Raw genomic sequence first — 17,758 nt, 5'->3', positions numbered from 1 at the left:
TCGAGGAACCTCCGTGTTGCTTCACCCATCTAAGCCATTGCCAGTTTGTATGGACTTGAGGCAATACGACCGGAGATGGGAACCGCATGCGCGACATCAGCCGAAGGGGTTTGCTCGGAGCCGGACTCGGGGCGGCCGCCGCCGTCGGGGTGGCGGGATGCGGTTCCTCCGGTTCGCCGGAGACGGACCGGACCGCGCCGGACAAGGGGACACGGGGGGAGAAGGGCGCCGACGGCGCGGTCAAGGGCAGGAAGCCCGCGAAGAAGGACGTCCGCGCGATCGGGGACGGTTCCACCGCCGACACCGGCAGGCAGCCGCGCCAGCCCGCCGCCCCGCTCCCGCTGGAACCCGGCCAGACGCCCCCGCAGTTCGTGATCTTCTCCTGGGACGGGGCCGGCGAGGTCGGCAACGGGCTCTTCCCGCGATTCCTCGAACTCGCCGAACAGCACAACGCGTCGATGACCTTCTTCCTCTCCGGGCTCTATCTGCTGCCCGAATCGAAGAAAACCCTCTACCGGCCCCCCAACAACCGCGTCGGCGCCTCGGACATCGGCTATCTCACCGACGGCCACATCAAGGAGACGCTGAAGAACGTCAGCCGGGCCTGGCTCGACGGCCACGAGATCGGCACGCACTTCAACGGCCATTTCTGCGCCGGCTCCGGATCGGTGGCCGGCTGGACCGCGGACCAGTGGCAGAGCGAAATCGACCAGGCGGTCTCCTTCGTCACCGAATGGCGCACGAACACCGGCTGGACCGATCTCGATCCGCTGCCCTTCGATTACCGCAAGGAACTCGTCGGCGGGCGCACCCCCTGTCTGCTCGGACAGGACAATCTGCTCCCCACCGCGAAGAAGCTCGGCTGGCGCTACGACGCCAGTTCGCCCGGCGGCACCCAGGTCTGGCCCAGCAAGCGCATGGGCGTCTGGGACCTGCCCCTCCAGGGCATCCCCTTCCCCGGGCACACCTTCGAGGTCCTCTCCATGGACTACAACATCCTGGCCAACCAGTCGCAGAATTCGACCCGGGGAATGCCCTCCCGCTATCCCGGCTGGCGCGACCAGGCCACCCAGTCGTACATCAAGGGATTCCAGCGCGCCTACGAGACGAACCGCGCCCCGTTCTACATCGGAAATCACTTCGAGGAGTGGAACGGCGGTATCTACATGGATGCCGTCGAAGAGGTGCTCAAGCACATCGCGGGGAAGCCGGATGTGCGCCTCGTCTCCTTCCGGCAGTTCGTCGACTGGCTCGACGTACAGGATCCGGCGGTCCTCGCCAAGCTGCGTACGCTCCAGGTCGGCGAGGCGCCCGCGGGCGGCTGGAACGCGTTCTTTAAACAGGCCTGACAACGGGCTTTACGGGCACCGAGGGGGGTGCCCAAGATCCCCGAAACCGCCATGCGAAACTTTTCACATGAGCCATGGCCGCGTACCCCGACGCCGCTTCACCCTGCTCGCCGCCCCCGCGGCGGCCGTCGCGCTCGCCCTCACCCTGAGCGCGTGCGGATCCGGCAACACGACCAGTGGCGGCGGCGACACCAACTTCGTCACCGGCACCACCGGCATCTCGACCGCGGCCCGGGGCGAGCGGGCCGACGCCCCGAAGCTCGACGGCGAGACCCTGGACGGCAAGCAGCTCGACCTCTCCGCCTACAAGGGCAAGGTCGTCGTCCTCAACGCCTGGGGCTCGTGGTGCGCGCCCTGCCGGCTGGAGGCCAAGTACTTCACCAAGGTCGCGAAGGCCACCGCCGGCCAGGGCGTCCAGTTCGTCGGGGTCAACACCCGCGACCCGGAGCGGGCCCAGGCCATCAGCTTCGAGGAGAACTTCGGCGTCACCTACCCGAGCTTCTACGACCCCACCGGAAAGCTTCTCCTGCGCTTCCCCAAGGGCACGTTCAAGCTCCAGTCCATCCCCTCGACCGTCGTCATCGACCGCGAGGGCAAGCTCGCCGCCCGCTATGTGGGTCCGCTCGACGACACCCGGCTGCGCGAGATGATCGACCCGCTGATCGCGGAGAAGTGATCAGGTGACCGCCCTCGCCGTTGTCACCCAGAACGAGACGGTTCTGAGCGGAGCGCTGCTGGCCGCCCTGCCGCTGGCCCTGCTCGGCGGACTCGTCTCCTTCTTCTCGCCGTGCGTCCTGCCGCTCGTGCCCGGCTACCTCAGCTACGTCACCGGGGTCAGCGGCGCCGATCTGGCCGAGGCCCGGCGCGGCCGCATGGTCGCCGGCGCCTCGCTCTTCGTGGCCGGCTTCACCGCCGTCTTCGTCTCCGGCGGCGCCCTCTTCGGCTACTTCGGCGACACGCTCCAGGCCAACAGCGGCCCGCTCACCAAGGTGCTCGGCGTCCTGATGGTCCTCATGGGGCTCTTCTTCATGGGCCTGATGCCGTGGATGACGCAGCGCGAGTTCCGTATCCACCGCAAGCCGGTGACCGGACTGGTCGGGGCGCCGCTGCTCGGCGCGCTCTTCGGGATCGGCTGGACCCCGTGCCTCGGCCCGACGCTCAGCTCCGTCTCCATCCTGGCGATGGACCAGGGCACCGCCGGACGCGGGGCGATACTGACCGTCGCGTACTGCGCCGGCCTCGGCCTGCCCTTCGTGCTCGCCGCCGTCGCCTTCCGCAAGGCGCTCGGCGCGTTCGGCTGGGTCAAGCGCCACTACGCCTGGGTCATGCGCATCGGCGGCGGCATGATGATCGTGACCGGGCTGCTCCTGCTGACCGGCGCATGGAGCAGCATGATGCAGGAACTGCAGGGCTGGTCGTCCGGCTTCCAGGTGGGGATCTGAGTACCGATGAGCAAGACCACGTCGAACGCCACTGAGGAGCGGGACGGCGCGCCCGAGCTGGGCGCCGCCGGCTCCCAGCTCTCCACCGCCCCGCGCGAGGAGCCCCTGGCGAATCTCCCCGCCATGGGCGTCGTCGGCTGGATCCGCTGGTTCTGGCGCCAGCTCACCTCCATGCGGGTCGCCCTGATCCTGCTCTTCCTGCTCTCGCTGGGCGCGATCCCCGGCTCGCTGATCCCGCAGAACAGCGTGGACCAGCTCAAGGTGGAGACGTTCAAGAACGCCCACACCACCGTCACGCCGCTCTACGAGAAGCTCCAGCTCTTCGACGTCTACAGCTCGGTGTGGTTCTCCGCGATCTACATCCTGCTGTTCGTCTCGCTCATCGGCTGCATCGTGCCGCGCACCGGCACCTTCGTCGGCCAGCTCCGCAGCCGTCCGCCGGGCGCCCCCAAGCGCCTCACCCGGCTGCCCGCGTACACCACCTGGCGCACCGCGACCGAGCCCGAGCGGGTCCACGAGGCCGCGGTCGCGATGCTCCGCAGGCGCCGCTACCGGGTCCACACCACCGGGGACTCCGTCGCCGCCGAGAAGGGCTACCTCCGCGAGGCCGGCAACCTGGTCTTCCACATCGCGCTGATCGTGATGCTGGTGGCCTTCGCCGTGGGGCAGCTCTTCAAGTCCGAGGGCGCCAAGCTGATCGTCGAGGGCGACGGCTTCTCCAACACGATCACCCAGTACGACGACTTCAAGTCCGGTTCGCTCTTCGACAACGACGGGCTGACCCCGTTCAGCTTCACCCTGGACGACTTCAAGGGCACCTACGAGCGCAGCGGACCGCAGATCGGCACGCCGAGGACGTACGAGGCCCACATCACGTACTCCGAGGGCGCGTACGGCAAGCCGCGGAAGACCGTCGTCAAGGTCAACGAACCCCTCGTAGTCGACGGCACCAAGGTCTACCTCAACGCGCACGGCTACGCCCCCGTGGTCTCCGTCAAGGACGGCCGGGGCAAGGAGGTCTACAAGGCGGCCGTGCCGCTGCTGCCGATCGACAACAACGTCACGTCGAGCGGCGCGGTCAAGGTGCTGGACGGCTACCGCGACAAGAGCGGCAAGAAGGAGCAGCTGGGCTTCCAGGCCTTCTTCGTGCCGACCTTCGCCGGCAAGGGCAAGGGCACGATGTGGTCGCAGTTCCCGGCCGCCGACTTCCCCGTCCTCGCGCTCAACGGCTTCCACGGCTCGCTCGGTGTCGACTCCGGCATCGCGCAGAACGTGTACCAGCTGGACACGACGAAGATGAAGCCGTTCGAGGACGCCGAGGGCAACAAGCTCAAGCAGCGCCTCCTCGTCGGCGAGACGATGAAGCTGCCGAACGGGGCCGGCTCCATCACCTTCGAGGGTCTTCAGGAGTGGGCCAGCTTCCAGATCTCCGAGCAGCCGGCCAGTGGCTGGGCGCTCGGCGGGGCGATCGCCGCGATCGCCGGACTCGCCGGCTCGCTGTTCATCCAGCGGCGCCGGGTCTGGGTCCGGGCCGTGCGCGGAGCGGACGGGGTGACCGTCGTCGAGATGGCCGGTCTCGGCCGCAGCGAGTCCGCGAAACTTCCCGAGGAGCTGGCCGGTCTCGCGGTCACGCTCAACGCCGAGGCGCCCACCGCGCCCGACACCGAAACGGACGCCGACGAGGCGTCCACCGCAGAGCCTGCCGAAGGGGCTGAGAAGTGAATCTCGCCGCCGCGACCAATGAGAACCTGGCGCACACCAGCAATGTGCTGATCTATTCGTCGATGGCCGTCTACACCCTGGCCTTCTTCGCGCACATCGCGGAATGGGTGTTCGGCAGCCGCAGCAAGGTCGGCCGCACCGCCGCCGCGCTCACCCCCGAGCAGGCCGCGGCCGGCACGGTGAAGGTCCAGGTGGCGCAGAAGGGCGGCGGCACCGCCGTCCTGGAGCGGCCGACGATCGTCACCCGGTCCGCGCCGGGCTCCCGCGACGTCCCGGACGGGCCCGGCGCCGCCGGCGGCACCTTCCAGGGCGACCTCTACGGGCGGATCGCGGTCTCCATGACCGTGCTCGCCTTCCTGATCCAGGCGGGCGGCGTCATCACCCGCGCGATGTCGGTGCAGCGGGCCCCCTGGGGCAACATGTACGAGTTCTCCATCACCTTCTCCACGGTGGCGGTCGGCACGTACCTGGCCCTGCTCGGCCTGCGCAAGAACGTCCGCTGGATGGGCCTGATCCTGGTCACCGCCGTCCTGCTTGACCTCGGTCTGGCGACCACGGTCCTCTACACCTCCAGCGACCAGCTGGTGCCCGCGCTCCACTCGTACTGGCTGTGGATCCACGTCTCCACGGCGATCATCTGCGGCGCGGTCTTCTTCATCGGCGGCATCGGCACGCTGATCTACCTGTTCCGCGACAGCTACGAGAACAAGATCGCGAACGGCGGCGAGCCGGGCACCTTCGCCCACTCGGTGCTCTCCCGGATGCCGTCCGCCTCGACCCTCGACAAGTTCTCGTACCGGATCAACGCGGCCGTCTTCCCGCTGTGGACGTTCACGATCATCGCGGGCGCGATCTGGGCGGGCGACGCCTGGGGCCGCTACTGGGGCTGGGACCCCAAGGAGGTCTGGTCCTTCATCACCTGGGTCGCGTACGCCTGCTATCTGCACGCCCGCGCCACCGCCGGCTGGAAGGGCCGCAAGGCCGCCTATCTGGCGCTGATCGCCTTCGGCTGCTGGATCTTCAACTACTACGGCGTCAACATCTTCGTCACCGGCAAGCACTCCTACGCCGGGGTCTGAGCCCCGACGCCACGACGGCCCGGTCCCGCGCTCGCGGGGCCGGGCCGTCTCCGTGCGCGGTCAGCGCGCGGACGCCGGGGGCAGGCACTGCTCGGCGGGCGGCTTCCCCTCCGGCCAGGCCAGGGCGGCGAACCGCTGGTGGGGCGGGTCCGGGGCCAGCTCCACGACGGGCACCGCCTTGTTGTACGGGTTGCCGTGGTTGTCCAGGCAGATCCAGCCGCTCGCCCCGCGCACCCGCAGCGAGCCCTTCACGCGCGGCCACTGGCCGCCCACGTCCGCCAGGTCCGGCAGCCGCTTGCCGTCCGTGGTGGCGCGCCGGACGGCCGTCACCGCGAGGGTCATGGCGTCGTGGGCGATGATCAGCTGCCCGTCGGTCAGATCGTCGTGCGCGGTCGGCCCGATCGGTCCGGCGGGGGCCTTGCCGACCTCGGTGAGCAGGGTGGTGAACGCCCGGTAGTCCTCCGCCGAACCGCCGGTCGGCTTCTTCTTCCCGGCGGCGACCGGGGGCCAGGCGTCCGGATGGGCCAGCGAGGCGTACCGCACGGTGACCTTCCGGCGCAGCGCGTCCCGGTCGAGCTTCCTGTCGTCGCCCAGGTACGAGCCCTCGTCGCCGGTGAGCACGGTGAAGCCGCGGCTCTGGCAGCCGCGGGCGCCCAGCGCGTTGACGAACTGCCGGAGCTGGACGTGGCGGCCGGCGAAGAACACGGTGTCGGCGTCGGTGTCGCAGATCAGATGGGTGATCTGCTCGAAGGTGTTGGCCGTGGTGCCCTCGTCGTAGGGGTCCTCGCGCGAGGTGAACAGCTCCGGTTCGTAGCGCGAGCCCTTCAGCAGGGTGCTGAACGCCGACTTCAGGGTGTCGGTGTAGTGGTCGCCGCGCCGGGTGTCCTGGACGAGGAGCGCCTTGTCGGCCTTCACCTCGCCGAAGGAGGCGAGCGCGCGGGCCTCGTCGCTGTTGGTGGGGGAGACCCGGGCCAGCCCGGGGTACGGGTCGCCGGCCGGGCCGTTGGCGATGTCGTCGGCGGTGATGGTGGAGCCGACGACCGGGATCCCGGCCCCGGTCAGCTCCCGTACCGCGTCCTTGGCCTGGGTGCTGCTGATCGCGACGCCGGAGACCGCGCGCAGCCGGTCCGGGGCGCCCGTCATCGCGCGAAGCCGCTCCACCACGGGACGCCAGAGGAGGCTGTTGCTGCCGGTGTTGGCGAGCACCACCCGGATCTGCGGCACCTGGCCGTTGGCGTGGTGGTTGGCCCGGTACTGGGCGGCGAACGCGCCCTGCAGCTCGTGCAGCACCTTGGTCTTCATGGAGGCGTCGGTGGAGGTCAGCGGGAGCAGCAGGGCGACCGTGGCGTACTGACCGGCCTTCAGCGTGGCGTTCTCCCGGCCGATGGCGGCGGCGACGTCGGTGAGCTGGGACTGCCCGAAGTCGTATCCGTCGCCGGAGACGCCCACGCACTCCTCGCTGCCCTGCGGGCGGGCGACGCCCGGGGCGCAGGAGCGGTCCTCGGGGGCGGTGAGGCGGCCGATCCCGTACCAGCCGGTGCCGATGAGCAGCGCGCCCACCACCACGGAGGTGACGATCTTCTGCCGGGTCGTCCACCACAGCCGGTAGCGCAGCGGGTTACGCATGCGGACCGCCTCCGTCCGGTGCGGCGCCCGGGGGCATGGAGGGGGCCCGCCACTCCCGCAGATCGCGGGGCCAGTGCGTCGCCGCGTCCCAGAGCACCGCGTGCCCGGTCGGATGGCGGCCGGACAGCTGCCGCAGCTCGTGCGCCATTTTGTCGATCACCTCGTCGTCGGGCAGGGCCAGCGGATCGGACAGCAGCCATACGGCGTGCAGCAGCCGGCGCAGTTGGAGCTGGAGTTCGGCGGCGCGTTCGTCGAGTCCGGCGAGCGCGGCCCGTTCGTCGTCGGACGAGGGCTCCCGGCCCAGGGCGATGTCGCGCCGCGGGTCGGGTCCGGTGCGGCCGGGCGGTCGCGGGTACGGGGCGGAGGCGATGAAGCGCAGCGAGCCGAGCCAGCTCAGCACGTCGGGCCGGGCGAACTGCACCCGCAGATGGGTCACGCAGTCCTCGGCGGCGCCCAGCACCAGTTCCTGATGGAGCCGGTGGGGTTCGCTGGGGCAGGCGCCGCCCGCCGCGTACGCCGAGCGCAGGGTCTCGTGGACGGCCCGCCAGACGGCGTGGTCCGGCGGGCCGCCGTCCTGGAAGCGCAGCCGGTGGAGGAGCAGGGCGCGCAGCAGCGGGTCGCCGACGAAGTGGTCCGGGTCGGCGGGCCAGCCCTCGGAGCGCAGGGCGTCGCGCATCCGCAGCGCCACGTCGCCGTCGAGCCGGCCGCGCAGCCGGGCCGTGGCCAGCAGCCGGGCCGAGTCCTCGCCGTGCGCGGCGGCCAGCACGCTCAGCACATCGGCGCGCTGGTCCGGCAGCAGCCGGGCCAGCAGTTCCCCGGCCACGCGCAGGGGCGGCCGGTCCTCGCGCAGTTCCACGGTGCTGTCCAGCAGTGTGCCGGGGACCAGCGTGCCCGGCTCCGGTGCCTCGCCCGCCGCCTGGGCCAGCAGGGCCACCCCGAGCGGCCGGCCGCCGGTCAGCCGGTGCACGCCGCGGGCCAGTCCGGCTGGGGTGCGTCCGCGTGGGTCGTGGCGGTCCAGCGCGGTGCGGACGTGCTCGGGGTCCAGCGGGGTGAGGGCGACGGCGAGGATGCCGGAGGTGACCTCGGTGGACCGGGTCCAGTGCGAGGCGTGGGCGACCTCGGGCAGCCGGTGGCGCACCGCGTGGCTCAGTCCGGCGTGGTCCCGGACGCGGGAGGAGGCGATCACCGCGATCCGGTCGCGGACCCCGGCGGCCCGCCGCCGCAGCAGCGGTTCGACGAGTCGGCGGCCGAGCGGGGTGTGGGCGTTGTCGAGCAGCAGGAGGGGGCGGCCGCGCCGGGCGCCGCGCGCCAGTCCGCCGTAGGCCTGCACCAGGTCCTCGACCAGGGCGAGGACGAGGTGGTCCTCGGCGCGGCGGCGCAGATCGCCGCCGCGTTCGAAGTCGACGGCGAGCTGGCGCAGGCCGATCCGGCCGTTGCCGCCGGCGTGCGGATAGCTTCCGTACCACTGGGCGGTGCGCCGCTGGAAGCGGTTGAAGGATTCCTCCAGGACGGTCTCGACGGTCGCCTCGGCGATCATTCCGGCCATCGGGGCGACCGCGTCGAAGGCTCCGGCGGCGAGTTTGGTCAGCACCTTGGTGACCCAGCCGGTGGCGGCGTCGCCCCGGCCGTCGACGGTGGCCAGGACCGGGCCGAGGGACTGGAGGTCGCGCTGGGCGCGGGATTCGTCCTCGCGCCGCCAGGAGACCGAGGCGACGGCGACCAGGCCGAGGCCGAGCCGGGGGAAGGGCACCGGGCGGGCGCCGTGCACCCGGGCGGTGAGCTGGGTGGCCAGTTCCGGCAGGACGGCGGTGACCGGGGTCCAGGCGGGGCCGGGGTCCAGGGGCGGGCGGACGTCCTCGCAGTCGGCCAGGGCGAGCGGGGTGATCTCCCGGTACAGGGTGCGCAGCTGCTTGAGCGCGGCGGTCTTGCCCATGCCCCGGCCGCCGGTCAGCACCACGACGGGCGGGTCGTCGCCGTGTTCGGGGGTGACGCGGCGGGCGCCGTGCGGGGTGAGGCCGGTGAGACGTGCCGCGAGCCCGTCGTCGTCGAACAGGGCCTCGCGCCCGTACAGCTCTCGCTCCACAGCACCCCCAGCACCGCTCGGCACGACGATCTGTCACACCGTCAACACCAGGATATCGGGCGGGTGTTGGAGGAGGGTCAAGATTTTCGAACGATCGGCCGCAGGGTGCGGCGGGGCAGGTGCGCGGGGCCGGGGCGGTGGGGCGGCCGGTGGGCTCAGGTGCCGGGGGCGGGCTCGCCGGGGCCGGTGCCGCCCTCGCGCCGGCGCAGCTCGTCCTCGCGGCGGCGCAGATCGGCCTCCCAGTCCTTGAGGACCGCCTCGTCCTTGGCGTTCTCGTCCTTGAGCGACTTCAGGAAGTCGGGGTTGTCGTCCGGCGCCACCCACCGCTGGCGGTGGTTGCGGTGCCATTCGGACGGGGTGCGGCCGCCGGCCGGCACCTCGCGCATCTTGCCCGCGGCCAGCCACACGATCGGGCCGACGATCCAGAACAGCAGGATGATGAAGACCCAGGCGATCTTCGGCAGGTGCTTGGCCTCGTCCTCGGGGGTGTTCAGGCAGTCGATGAACGCGTAGATCGTCAGGGCGAGCGGCAGGAGATACATCAGAGCCCGGAGCATGGTGGAAAGGTCCCCCCGCGGAGAGTCGGCGGGGCGTCGCCCCGACCCGGTGACGCGCCCAGAGTAGCGGGTGACGCGGCCGGACCTTTCTTTGTGAAAAGCCGCATAGCCGTCGCCGCCGTGATAATCACCATAAGATCCGAAGTTCAGGATATCGAGCCCCATGTGATTGATTGGGCGGCGCGGTTCGCCGTCCGCGACCGCTCCGACCAGCCGTTCCCGGTCTCACAGCCCGACGGAACCACGAGAAGGGGATCGCGTCGTGGCTGCCACGGTGACCGAGTTCCACTACGGCGCGGTGACGCCCGTCGCCGCCTATCTGATGGCCTGCCTGGGCTCCGCGCTCGGGCTGCGCTGCACCGTGCGCTCGCTGCGCCGGGGCGACCGGGGGCGGAGGAACGGCTGGCTGTCGCTGGCCGCCGTCTCGCTGGGCTGCGGCATCTGGACGATGCACTTCATCGCGATGATGGGGTTCCGGGCCGAGGGCTCGGACATCGCGTACGACACCCGGCTGACCGTGCTGAGCCTCCTCGTCGCCATCGCCGTCACCGCCGTGGGCGTCTTCCTCGTCGGCCATCTGGGCTCGCGGCCGAAGGTGCTGACCGCGGCCGGGGTGTTCACCGGGCTCGGGGTGGCGGCCATGCACTACATCGGGATGGCCGCGATGACGGTGCACGGCAGCATCGACTACGCGGCGCCGACCGTGGCGCTGTCCGTGCTCATCGCCGTGGTCGCCGCGACGGCGGCGCTGTGGGCGGCGGTCACCGTCCGCGGTCTGTGGGCCAGCCTCGGGGCCAGCCTCGTCATGGGCGTCGCCGTCACCGGCATGCACTACACCGGCATGGCCGCCGTGAGCGTCCACGTCGACGCCTCGGGCGGCAGCTATGTGCAGTCCTCGGTCGACCAGATCGCCTTCCTGCTGACCATGGTCGCCGGGCCCGTCGTCATGCTCGTCGTCGCGGCGACCGTCGTCATGTTCGACCCCGATCTGGTGCTCGGCGACGACCGGGTCCCCACCCTCGGCGCGGACGCGGTGCCCGCCGCGCGCGGTGGATACGGGGAGCGGACGTCCACCGGCAACGGGAGTGCGCACCGCTACAGGTGACGCCGCGTCACGCTTTTCGGCCGAACAGGCTTGCGAGCTGCGTCATCTCTTGACGAGTTCCTGACCATAAGCCATGGTCTAGACCTGGGACCCAGTGGGTCCCGAGGTGAGTCACGGCTGTCCTCACGCATCCGTGGCGCGCGAAGGGATCAGCGGGGCGGCGCCCCCCTCGCCACCGGCCGTACCCGTGTGCGCGTCGTGCCCGGTTCCCAGCCGGTCGCGTCGAAGCCGCAGGTGCGGGCGCTCCTGATGCTGCCGTCTCCCCGCGGCAGCCCCTTCAGCGAAGAAGGAAGTGGCATGAACAGCAAGCGCAAAATGGCCATGGCGATCGGCGTGGGCGTCGCTCCCCTCCTCGCGGTGGCGCTTCCGACGGCCAACGCCAGTGCTCATGGCTACATCTCCTCACCCCCGAGCCGCCAGGCGCAGTGTGCCGCCGGCACCGTCTCCTGCGGTCAGATCAAGTACGAGCCGCAGAGCGTCGAGGGCCCCAAGGGCCTGCGGAGCTGCAGCGGCGGCAACTCCCAGTTCGCCGACCTCGACGACGACAGCAAGGGCTGGAAGGTCACCCCGGTCGGCAGCTCGACCAACTTCTCCTGGACCCTGACCGCCCGGCACGCCACCAGCACCTGGCAGTACTACGTCGGCGGCACCAAGGTCGCGGAGTTCAACGACGGCGGCCGCCAGCCCGGCGCCACGGTGACCCACAACGTGAACTTCGGGTCCATCACGGGCAAGCAGAAGGTCCTCGCCGTGTGGAACGTCGCCGACACGGCGAACGCCTTCTACGCCTGTATCGACGTGAACATCGGCGGTACCGGCGGCAACCCCGACCCCGACCCCGACCCGGGCAACCCGGGTGACTGCACCGGCGCCGCCTGGCAGGCCGGCTCGGTCTACAACGGGGGCGACACCGTCTCCCTGAACGGCCACAACTACCGCGCCAAGTGGTGGACGCAGGGCGACGAGCCGGGCACCGGCGGCGACTGGGGCGTCTGGACCGACCTCGGCGCCTGCTGACGTCCGCATCCCGATCCCAGCAGCACCCCGCCCCGGACCGGAATCCTCCGGTCCGGGGCACGTCCCCCGGGCACGGGAGAGCCGCCCGTGCCCGGCGGACCGCCCGGCGGGGCGGGGGGAGCCCCGGAGGCCCGCGGCCGGGGGGATGACAGACTGGTCGGCATGGCTTACGACGATCTGCGATCCCTCCTCCGGGCTCTGGAGCGCGAGGGCGAGCTCAAGCGCATCAAGGCCGAGGTCGACCCGTACCTGGAGGTCGGCGAGATCGTCGACCGGGTGAACAAGGCCGGCGGGCCCGCGCTGCTCTTCGAGAACGTCAAGGGCTCCTCGATGCCCCTGGCCATGAACGTCTTCGGCACCGACAAGCGCCTGCTCAAGGCGCTCGGGCTGACGTCCTACGCCGAGATCGGCGAGAAGATCGGCGGGCTGCTCAAGCCCGAGCTGCCGCACGGCTTCATCGGGGTCCGGGAGGCCTTCGGCAAGCTCGGCACGATGGTGCACGTACCGCCGAAGAAGGTGAAGTCCGAGAACGCCCCCGTCCAGGAGGTCGTCCTCACCGGCGACGACGTGGACCTGGACCGGCTGCCGGCGCTCTTCACCTGGCCCAAGGACGGCGGCTCCTTCTTCAACCTGGGGCTCACCCACACCAAGCACCCCGAGACCGGTGTGCGCAATCTGGGCCTCTACCGGCTCCAGCGCCACGACCGCCGCACCATCGGGATGCACTGGCAGATCCACAAGGACAGCCGCAACCACTACCAGGTCGCCGCCCGGCGCGGTGAGCGGCTGCCCGTCGCCATCGCCTTCGGCGCCCCGCCCGCCGTCACGTACGCCTCCACCGCCCCGCTGCCCGGGGACATCGACGAGTACCTCTTCGCCGGGTTCATCCAGGGCAAGCGGATCGAGATGGTCGACTGCAAGACCGTGCCGCTCCAGGTCCCGGCCCAGGCCGAGGTCGTCATCGAGGGCTGGCTGGAGCCCGGCAAGACGCTCCCCGAGGGCCCCTTCGGCGACCACACCGGCTTCTACACCCCGCAGGAACCGTTCCCCGCGCTGACCATCGACTGCGTGACCATGCGGAAGCGGCCGCTGCTCCAGTCCATCGTGGTCGGCCGGCCCCCCACCGAGGACGGGCCGCTGGGCCGCGCCACCGAGCGGTTCTTCCTGCCGCTCCTCAAGATCATCGTCCCGGACATCGTGGACTACCACCTGCCCGAGTCCGGCGGCTTCCACAACTGCGCGATCGTCTCGATCGACAAGAAGTACCCCAAGCACGCCCAGAAGGTGATGAGCGCCATCTGGGGCGCGCACATGATGTCGCTGACCAAGCTGATCGTCGTCGTGGACTCCGACTGCGACGTCCACGATCTGCACGAGGTCGCCTGGCGGGCGCTCGGCAACACCGACTACGCCCGCGACCTCACCGTCTCCGAGGGGCCGGTCGACCATCTCGACCACGCCTCCTACCAGCAGTTCTGGGGCGGCAAGGCGGGCATCGACGCGACGAAGAAGTGGCCCGAGGAGGGCTACACCCGGGACGGGGGCTGGCCGGACATGGTCGAGTCCGACCCGGACACGGCGGCGACGGTCGACCGCCGCTGGAAGGAATACGGACTGTGAGCGCCGCCGAAGCGACCCTGGGCTCCGGGCCCGCCCGACCGAACAGCAAGGTCAAGGCGTTCCTGCGGCTCGTGATGATCGAGCACTCCGTCTTCGCGCTGCCCTTCGCCTACATCGCCGCCCTGACCGCGATGTTCCAGGAGGACGCGACGATCCACTGGGGCACGCTGCTGCTCGTCACGATCGCGATGGTCGGGCTGCGCACCTTCGCGATGGCCGCGAACCGGATCATCGACCGGGAGATCGACGCCCGCAATCCGCGGACGGCCGGGCGCGAACTGGTCACCGGCGCGGTCTCGGTGCGTTCGGCATGGACGGGGGCGCTCGTCGCCGTCGTCGTCTTCCTCGGGGCCGCCGCCCTGCTCAACCCGCTCTGTCTGGCCCTGGCCCCGGTCGCCGTCGTGCCGATGGTGGTCTACCCGTACGGCAAGCGGTTCACGAACTACCCGCACGCGATCCTGGGCCTGGCCCAGGCCATCGGGCCGATCGGCGCCTGGCTGGCCGTGACGGGCAGCTGGTCGTGGGACGCGGTGATCCTGGGTCTGGCCGTCGGGGTGTGGATCGGCGGCTTCGACCTGATTTTCGCCTGCCAGGACGTGCAGGCCGACCGGGCGCACGGGGTGCTCTCGGTCCCGGCCCGCTTCGGCGTCCCGGCGGCGCTGTGGGGCGCGCGGGTCAGCCATGCCGTGACGACCGGGCTGCTGGTCTGGTTCGGCCTCGCCACGGACGCCGGTCTCTTCTACTGGATCGGCATGGCGATCGTCTCGGTGGCCTTCGTGTACGAGCACCGGGTGGTCCGCCCGCACGACCTGTCCCGGCTGAACCGGGCGTTCTTCCAGGTCAACGGCTTCATCGGAATCGCCCTGTTCGCCTGTGCGCTGCTCGATCTGCTGGTGCGCGGACTCGCCGTCTGAGCGGGGCGCCGCCCCGCGGTCCTGGCGCGCCGCCCGTCCGGGGCGCCGGATAGGCTCGGGGGCGTGGATTCCGGGAGTTCGGTGAGTGAGCGGCGGCGCGCGCCTTGGATCGTCGGGGTGTCGGGCGCTTCGGGCACCCCCTTCGCCGCGGCGGTGCTGCGCGGTCTGCTGGCCGCGGGGGAGAGCGTCGACCTGGTGGTCAGCCGGGCCTCGCGGCTGACGCTGCTGGACGAGACCGGGATCGCCTTCCGCGACGCGCACTGGCGGGACGATCTCGCCGCCTGGCTGGCGCGGGGGGCGGACGGCAAACCCCACACCTTCGACGTGGACCTCTCCGGCGTACGCCACTGGCCGGCCGGTGACCTGGCCGCGGGCCCGTCCTCCGGTTCGTACCCGGCCAAGGGCATGCTGATCGTCCCGGCGTCCACGGCCTGTGTGGCCGGGGTGGCGCTGGGGCTCTCCAAGGACCTGTTGCAGCGCGCCGCGAGCGTGACGCTCAAGGAGCGCAGGCCGCTGGTCGTCGCGGTGCGCGAGACGCCGCTGAACGGCGCGACGCTGAAGCAGCTGGTGGCCCTCGACGAGGCGGGCGCCGTGGTGCTCCCCGCCTCCCCGGCGTTCTACGCGGGCGCGACGCACATCCAGGACCTGGTGGACTTCGTCGCGGGGCGGGCGCTGGACGCGGCCGGTGTGGAGCACGATCTGTACCGCCGCTGGGACGGGGAGCTCGGCGGCGCACAGCGCGACTGACCCCGGCCCCCGGACCGACTCCCTCACCCCCCACCAAGGGCTTCTGAATTACAGGCCACAAAGCCTGCGTGCCTTAGATTCAAAATGTAGACTCGCGATACTGCTGAACAATGGAAGGCTTCAGTCATATGGACGCGGTGGACAGGCAGCTCATCCAGGCCCTCAGGGAGAACGGCAGGGCCTCGTACGCCGAGCTGGGCCGGCTCGTGGGGCTCTCCGGACCCAGCGTCACCGACCGCATCAACCGGCTGGAGTCCGCCGGTGTCATCACCGGCTACCGCGCGACCGTCGACGCGGCCTCGCTGGGCCTCGGGGTCACGGCCCTGATCGGCATCTCCCTCTCGGACGCGGCCGACCACGAGGACGTGGCGCGGCGGCTGAAGGACCTCGCGGAGATCGAGGACGCCTGGTTCATCGCGGGCGACGACTCGTACATGCTCAAGGTCCGGGTCGGTGACGTGGACGGTCTGGAGCGCACCATCCGCCGGCTCAGCGGCACCAAGGGCGTCTCGCGGACCCGTACCACGATCGTGCTCTCCACCAAGTGGGAGAACCGGGTCGGGGACCTTCCCGAAGAGGCGTAGGCGTACGGTGAGCTGAGTCCGTACCGAGAGAACGATGGAGGTGCCCTGGTGGACGCGGGTCTCAAGCGCGAACTGGAGCAGAAGGTCCGAGGCGGAGAGCGGTTGTCCCGCGAGGACGGGATCGCGCTGTACGAGTCCGACGATCTGGCCTGGCTCGGCGGACTGGCGCACGAGGTGCGCACGCGCAAGAACGGTGACGTGGTCCACTTCAACGTCAACCGGCACCTCAACATGACCAATGTGTGCACCGCGTCCTGCGCGTACTGCTCCTTCCAGCGCAAGCCGGGGGAGAAGGACGCGTACACGATGCGCATCGAGGAGGCGGTGAAGCTCGCCAAGGCGATGGAGGGCGAGAACCTCACCGAGCTGCACATCGTCAACGGACTGCACCCCTCCCTGCCGTGGCGCTACTACCCGCGCTCGCTGAGCGCGCTCAAGGAGGCGCTGCCGCAGGTCTCCCTGAAGGCGTTCACGGCCACCGAGATCCACCACTTCGAGACGATCTCCGGCATGTCCGCCTCGGACATCCTGGACGAGCTGATCGAGGCGGGTCTGGAGTCGCTCACCGGCGGCGGCGCGGAGATCTTCGACTGGGAGGTCCGCCAGCACATCGTCGACCACCGCACCCACTGGGAGGACTGGTCGCGGATCCACCGGCTCGCCCACGAGAAGGGGCTCAAGACCCCGGCGACGATGCTGTACGGGCACATCGAGGAGCCCCGGCACCGCGTCGACCACGTGCTGCGGCTGCGCGAGCTCCAGGACGAGACCGGCGGTTTCCAGGTCTTCATCCCGCTGCGCTACCAGCACGACTTCGTGGACATGAAGGACGGCAAGATCCGCAACAAGCTCCAGGCGCGCACCACGATGGCGACCGGGGCCGAGGCGCTGAAGACCTTCGCGGTCTCCCGGCTGCTGTTCGACAACGTCCCGCACGTCAAGGTCTTCTGGGTGATGCACGGCGTGCAGACCGCCCAGCTGGCGCTCCAGCACGGCGCGGACGACATGGACGGGTCGGTCGTCGAGTACAAGATCACGCACGACGCGGACAACTACGGCACGCCGAACAAGCTGGGCCGCGAGGACCTGCTGGACCTGATCCGGGACGCGGGCTTCCGGCCCGTGGAGCGCAACACCCGGTACGAGATCATCCGCGAGTACCCCGGCCCGGACGCGGAGCGGCGCGAGTCGCCGCAGCCGATGCGGGTCTGAACCGGCGCGGTGTCGTGCACGAGCTCCGGCCGCCGACGCGGCCGGAGCTTTTTTCACACCCAAGGCATGTAAGGGTTAATCTTCCTCCATGGCGCTTACGTTTGAACTGGATCCCGCCTTCGACCGCCCGGTGCGGGACGGCATAGCCGCGCTCTGGGCCGACGTCACCAACGCGGGCGGTGCGGTGGGCTTCGTCCCTCCCGTATCGGTCGAGGACGTCCGGCCCGAACTGGTCCGGCATCTGGTCGCCATGGCCGAGGGCCGCACCCGGCTGCTGGTCGGCCGCGACGAGGACGGCGAGATCGCCGCCACCGCCTTCCTCGCGCTGAACGGCCACCGGCTGATGCGCCACTGGCTCTGGCTCTACACGGTGATGGTCCACCCCCGCCATCAGGGCCGCGGCGACGGGCGCGCGCTGATGGCCGCCGCGGCGGACGCCGCGCGCACCATCGACGGCATCGAGGCGATCCGGCTCACCTGCCGCGGCGGCACCGGCACGGACCGCTTCTACGCGTCCTGCGGATACAAGGAGGTCGGCCGGGTCCCGGCCGCGATCCGGGTGGCCGAGGGCGACGACCGCGACGACGTCATCATGCTGCTCCCGCTCGACTGACGGCGGTTCACGGGCCGGGCCCGGGGGCTCCGAACCGTTCGATTGCGGGGCATGCTTCACTGGTCGGGCAGGACTGTCGTACGTAGAG

16 protein-coding genes are annotated in these 17,758 nt (G+C 70.8%); 13 read left to right on the top strand and 3 right to left on the bottom strand.

Translation table 11 applies throughout. From position 1 onward, the window contains the following. The first annotated feature begins 86 nt into the window (after positions 1-86). The 5 genes from ACFVDM_RS35565 (at position 87) to ccsB (ending at position 5,592) form a co-directional block, all read left to right on the top strand. Positions 87-1,349, top strand: coding sequence for a hypothetical protein (locus tag ACFVDM_RS35565; RefSeq protein ID WP_383650572.1), 1,263 nt, complete (start codon positions 87-89; stop codon positions 1,347-1,349). 67 nt (positions 1,350-1,416) lie between these two features. Continuing rightward, positions 1,417-2,025, top strand: a complete 609-nt coding sequence (locus ACFVDM_RS35560) for a TlpA family protein disulfide reductase (protein ID WP_383650569.1) — start codon at positions 1,417-1,419, stop codon at positions 2,023-2,025. A gap of 4 nt (positions 2,026-2,029) precedes the next feature. Continuing rightward, positions 2,030-2,791: a cytochrome c biogenesis CcdA family protein gene (locus ACFVDM_RS35555; protein WP_383650566.1), complete on the top strand. Its 762-nt coding sequence runs from the start codon at positions 2,030-2,032 to the stop codon at positions 2,789-2,791. 6 nt (positions 2,792-2,797) lie between these two features. After that, positions 2,798-4,513 (top strand): cytochrome c biogenesis protein ResB, encoded by a 1,716-nt coding sequence (locus ACFVDM_RS35550; protein WP_383650563.1) that lies wholly within the window; start codon positions 2,798-2,800, stop codon positions 4,511-4,513. Further along, positions 4,510-5,592, top strand: a complete 1,083-nt coding sequence (ccsB, locus tag ACFVDM_RS35545) for a c-type cytochrome biogenesis protein CcsB (protein WP_383650561.1) — start codon at positions 4,510-4,512, stop codon at positions 5,590-5,592. The genes ACFVDM_RS35550 and ccsB overlap by 4 nt, the downstream gene beginning before the upstream one ends. Before the next feature lie 60 nt (positions 5,593-5,652). Here the strand turns inward: ccsB and ACFVDM_RS35540 are convergent, their stop codons facing one another. The 3 genes from ACFVDM_RS35540 to ACFVDM_RS35530 form a co-directional block, all read right to left on the bottom strand. Next, positions 5,653-7,218 carry an ABC transporter substrate-binding protein gene (locus ACFVDM_RS35540; RefSeq protein WP_383650558.1) on the bottom strand — a complete coding sequence of 522 codons (1,566 nt, stop codon included), beginning with the start codon at positions 7,216-7,218 and terminating at the stop codon, positions 5,653-5,655. Continuing rightward, positions 7,211-9,301 carry a hypothetical protein gene (locus ACFVDM_RS35535; protein WP_383650555.1) on the bottom strand — a complete coding sequence of 697 codons (2,091 nt, stop codon included), beginning with the start codon at positions 9,299-9,301 and terminating at the stop codon, positions 7,211-7,213. The genes ACFVDM_RS35540 and ACFVDM_RS35535 overlap by 8 nt, the downstream gene beginning before the upstream one ends. A 155-nt stretch (positions 9,302-9,456) precedes the next feature. Then, positions 9,457-9,858 (bottom strand): PLD nuclease N-terminal domain-containing protein, encoded by a 402-nt coding sequence (locus ACFVDM_RS35530; RefSeq protein ID WP_383650550.1) that lies wholly within the window; start codon positions 9,856-9,858, stop codon positions 9,457-9,459. Between the two features lie 262 nt (positions 9,859-10,120). Between ACFVDM_RS35530 and ACFVDM_RS35525 the strand changes: the two genes are divergently transcribed. The 8 genes from ACFVDM_RS35525 (at position 10,121) to ACFVDM_RS35490 (ending at position 17,670) form a co-directional block, all read left to right on the top strand. Further along, entirely contained in the window at positions 10,121-10,963 is an 843-nt protein-coding gene (locus tag ACFVDM_RS35525; protein WP_383650547.1) for an MHYT domain-containing protein, read from the top strand. 297 nt (positions 10,964-11,260) lie between these two features. Further along, positions 11,261-11,980 (top strand): lytic polysaccharide monooxygenase, encoded by a 720-nt coding sequence (locus ACFVDM_RS35520; protein ID WP_383650543.1) that lies wholly within the window; start codon positions 11,261-11,263, stop codon positions 11,978-11,980. Positions 11,981-12,142: 162 nt separating this feature from the next. Further along, complete coding sequence (locus ACFVDM_RS35515) at positions 12,143-13,600, top strand: menaquinone biosynthesis decarboxylase (RefSeq protein ID WP_383650540.1); 1,458 nt, start codon at positions 12,143-12,145, stop codon at positions 13,598-13,600. Next, positions 13,597-14,514, top strand: a complete 918-nt coding sequence (gene mqnP, locus ACFVDM_RS35510) for a menaquinone biosynthesis prenyltransferase MqnP (protein ID WP_383650537.1) — start codon at positions 13,597-13,599, stop codon at positions 14,512-14,514. The genes ACFVDM_RS35515 and mqnP overlap by 4 nt, the downstream gene beginning before the upstream one ends. A 63-nt stretch (positions 14,515-14,577) precedes the next feature. After that, positions 14,578-15,261: a UbiX family flavin prenyltransferase gene (locus ACFVDM_RS35505; RefSeq protein ID WP_383650533.1), complete on the top strand. Its 684-nt coding sequence runs from the start codon at positions 14,578-14,580 to the stop codon at positions 15,259-15,261. Between the two features lie 128 nt (positions 15,262-15,389). After that, positions 15,390-15,845: an Lrp/AsnC family transcriptional regulator gene (locus ACFVDM_RS35500; RefSeq protein ID WP_383650798.1), complete on the top strand. Its 456-nt coding sequence runs from the start codon at positions 15,390-15,392 to the stop codon at positions 15,843-15,845. A gap of 48 nt (positions 15,846-15,893) precedes the next feature. Then, positions 15,894-17,057 carry an aminofutalosine synthase MqnE gene (gene mqnE, locus ACFVDM_RS35495; protein WP_383650530.1) on the top strand — a complete coding sequence of 388 codons (1,164 nt, stop codon included), beginning with the start codon at positions 15,894-15,896 and terminating at the stop codon, positions 17,055-17,057. A gap of 88 nt (positions 17,058-17,145) precedes the next feature. Then, positions 17,146-17,670 carry a GNAT family N-acetyltransferase gene (locus ACFVDM_RS35490; protein WP_383650526.1) on the top strand — a complete coding sequence of 175 codons (525 nt, stop codon included), beginning with the start codon at positions 17,146-17,148 and terminating at the stop codon, positions 17,668-17,670. Positions 17,671-17,758 lie beyond the last annotated feature (88 nt).

The organism is Streptomyces sp. NPDC057682, from assembly GCF_042799575.1.
Classification (GTDB): Bacteria; Actinomycetota; Actinomycetes; order Streptomycetales; family Streptomycetaceae; genus Streptomyces.
This window is presented reverse-complemented; position numbering and strand designations above follow the sequence as displayed.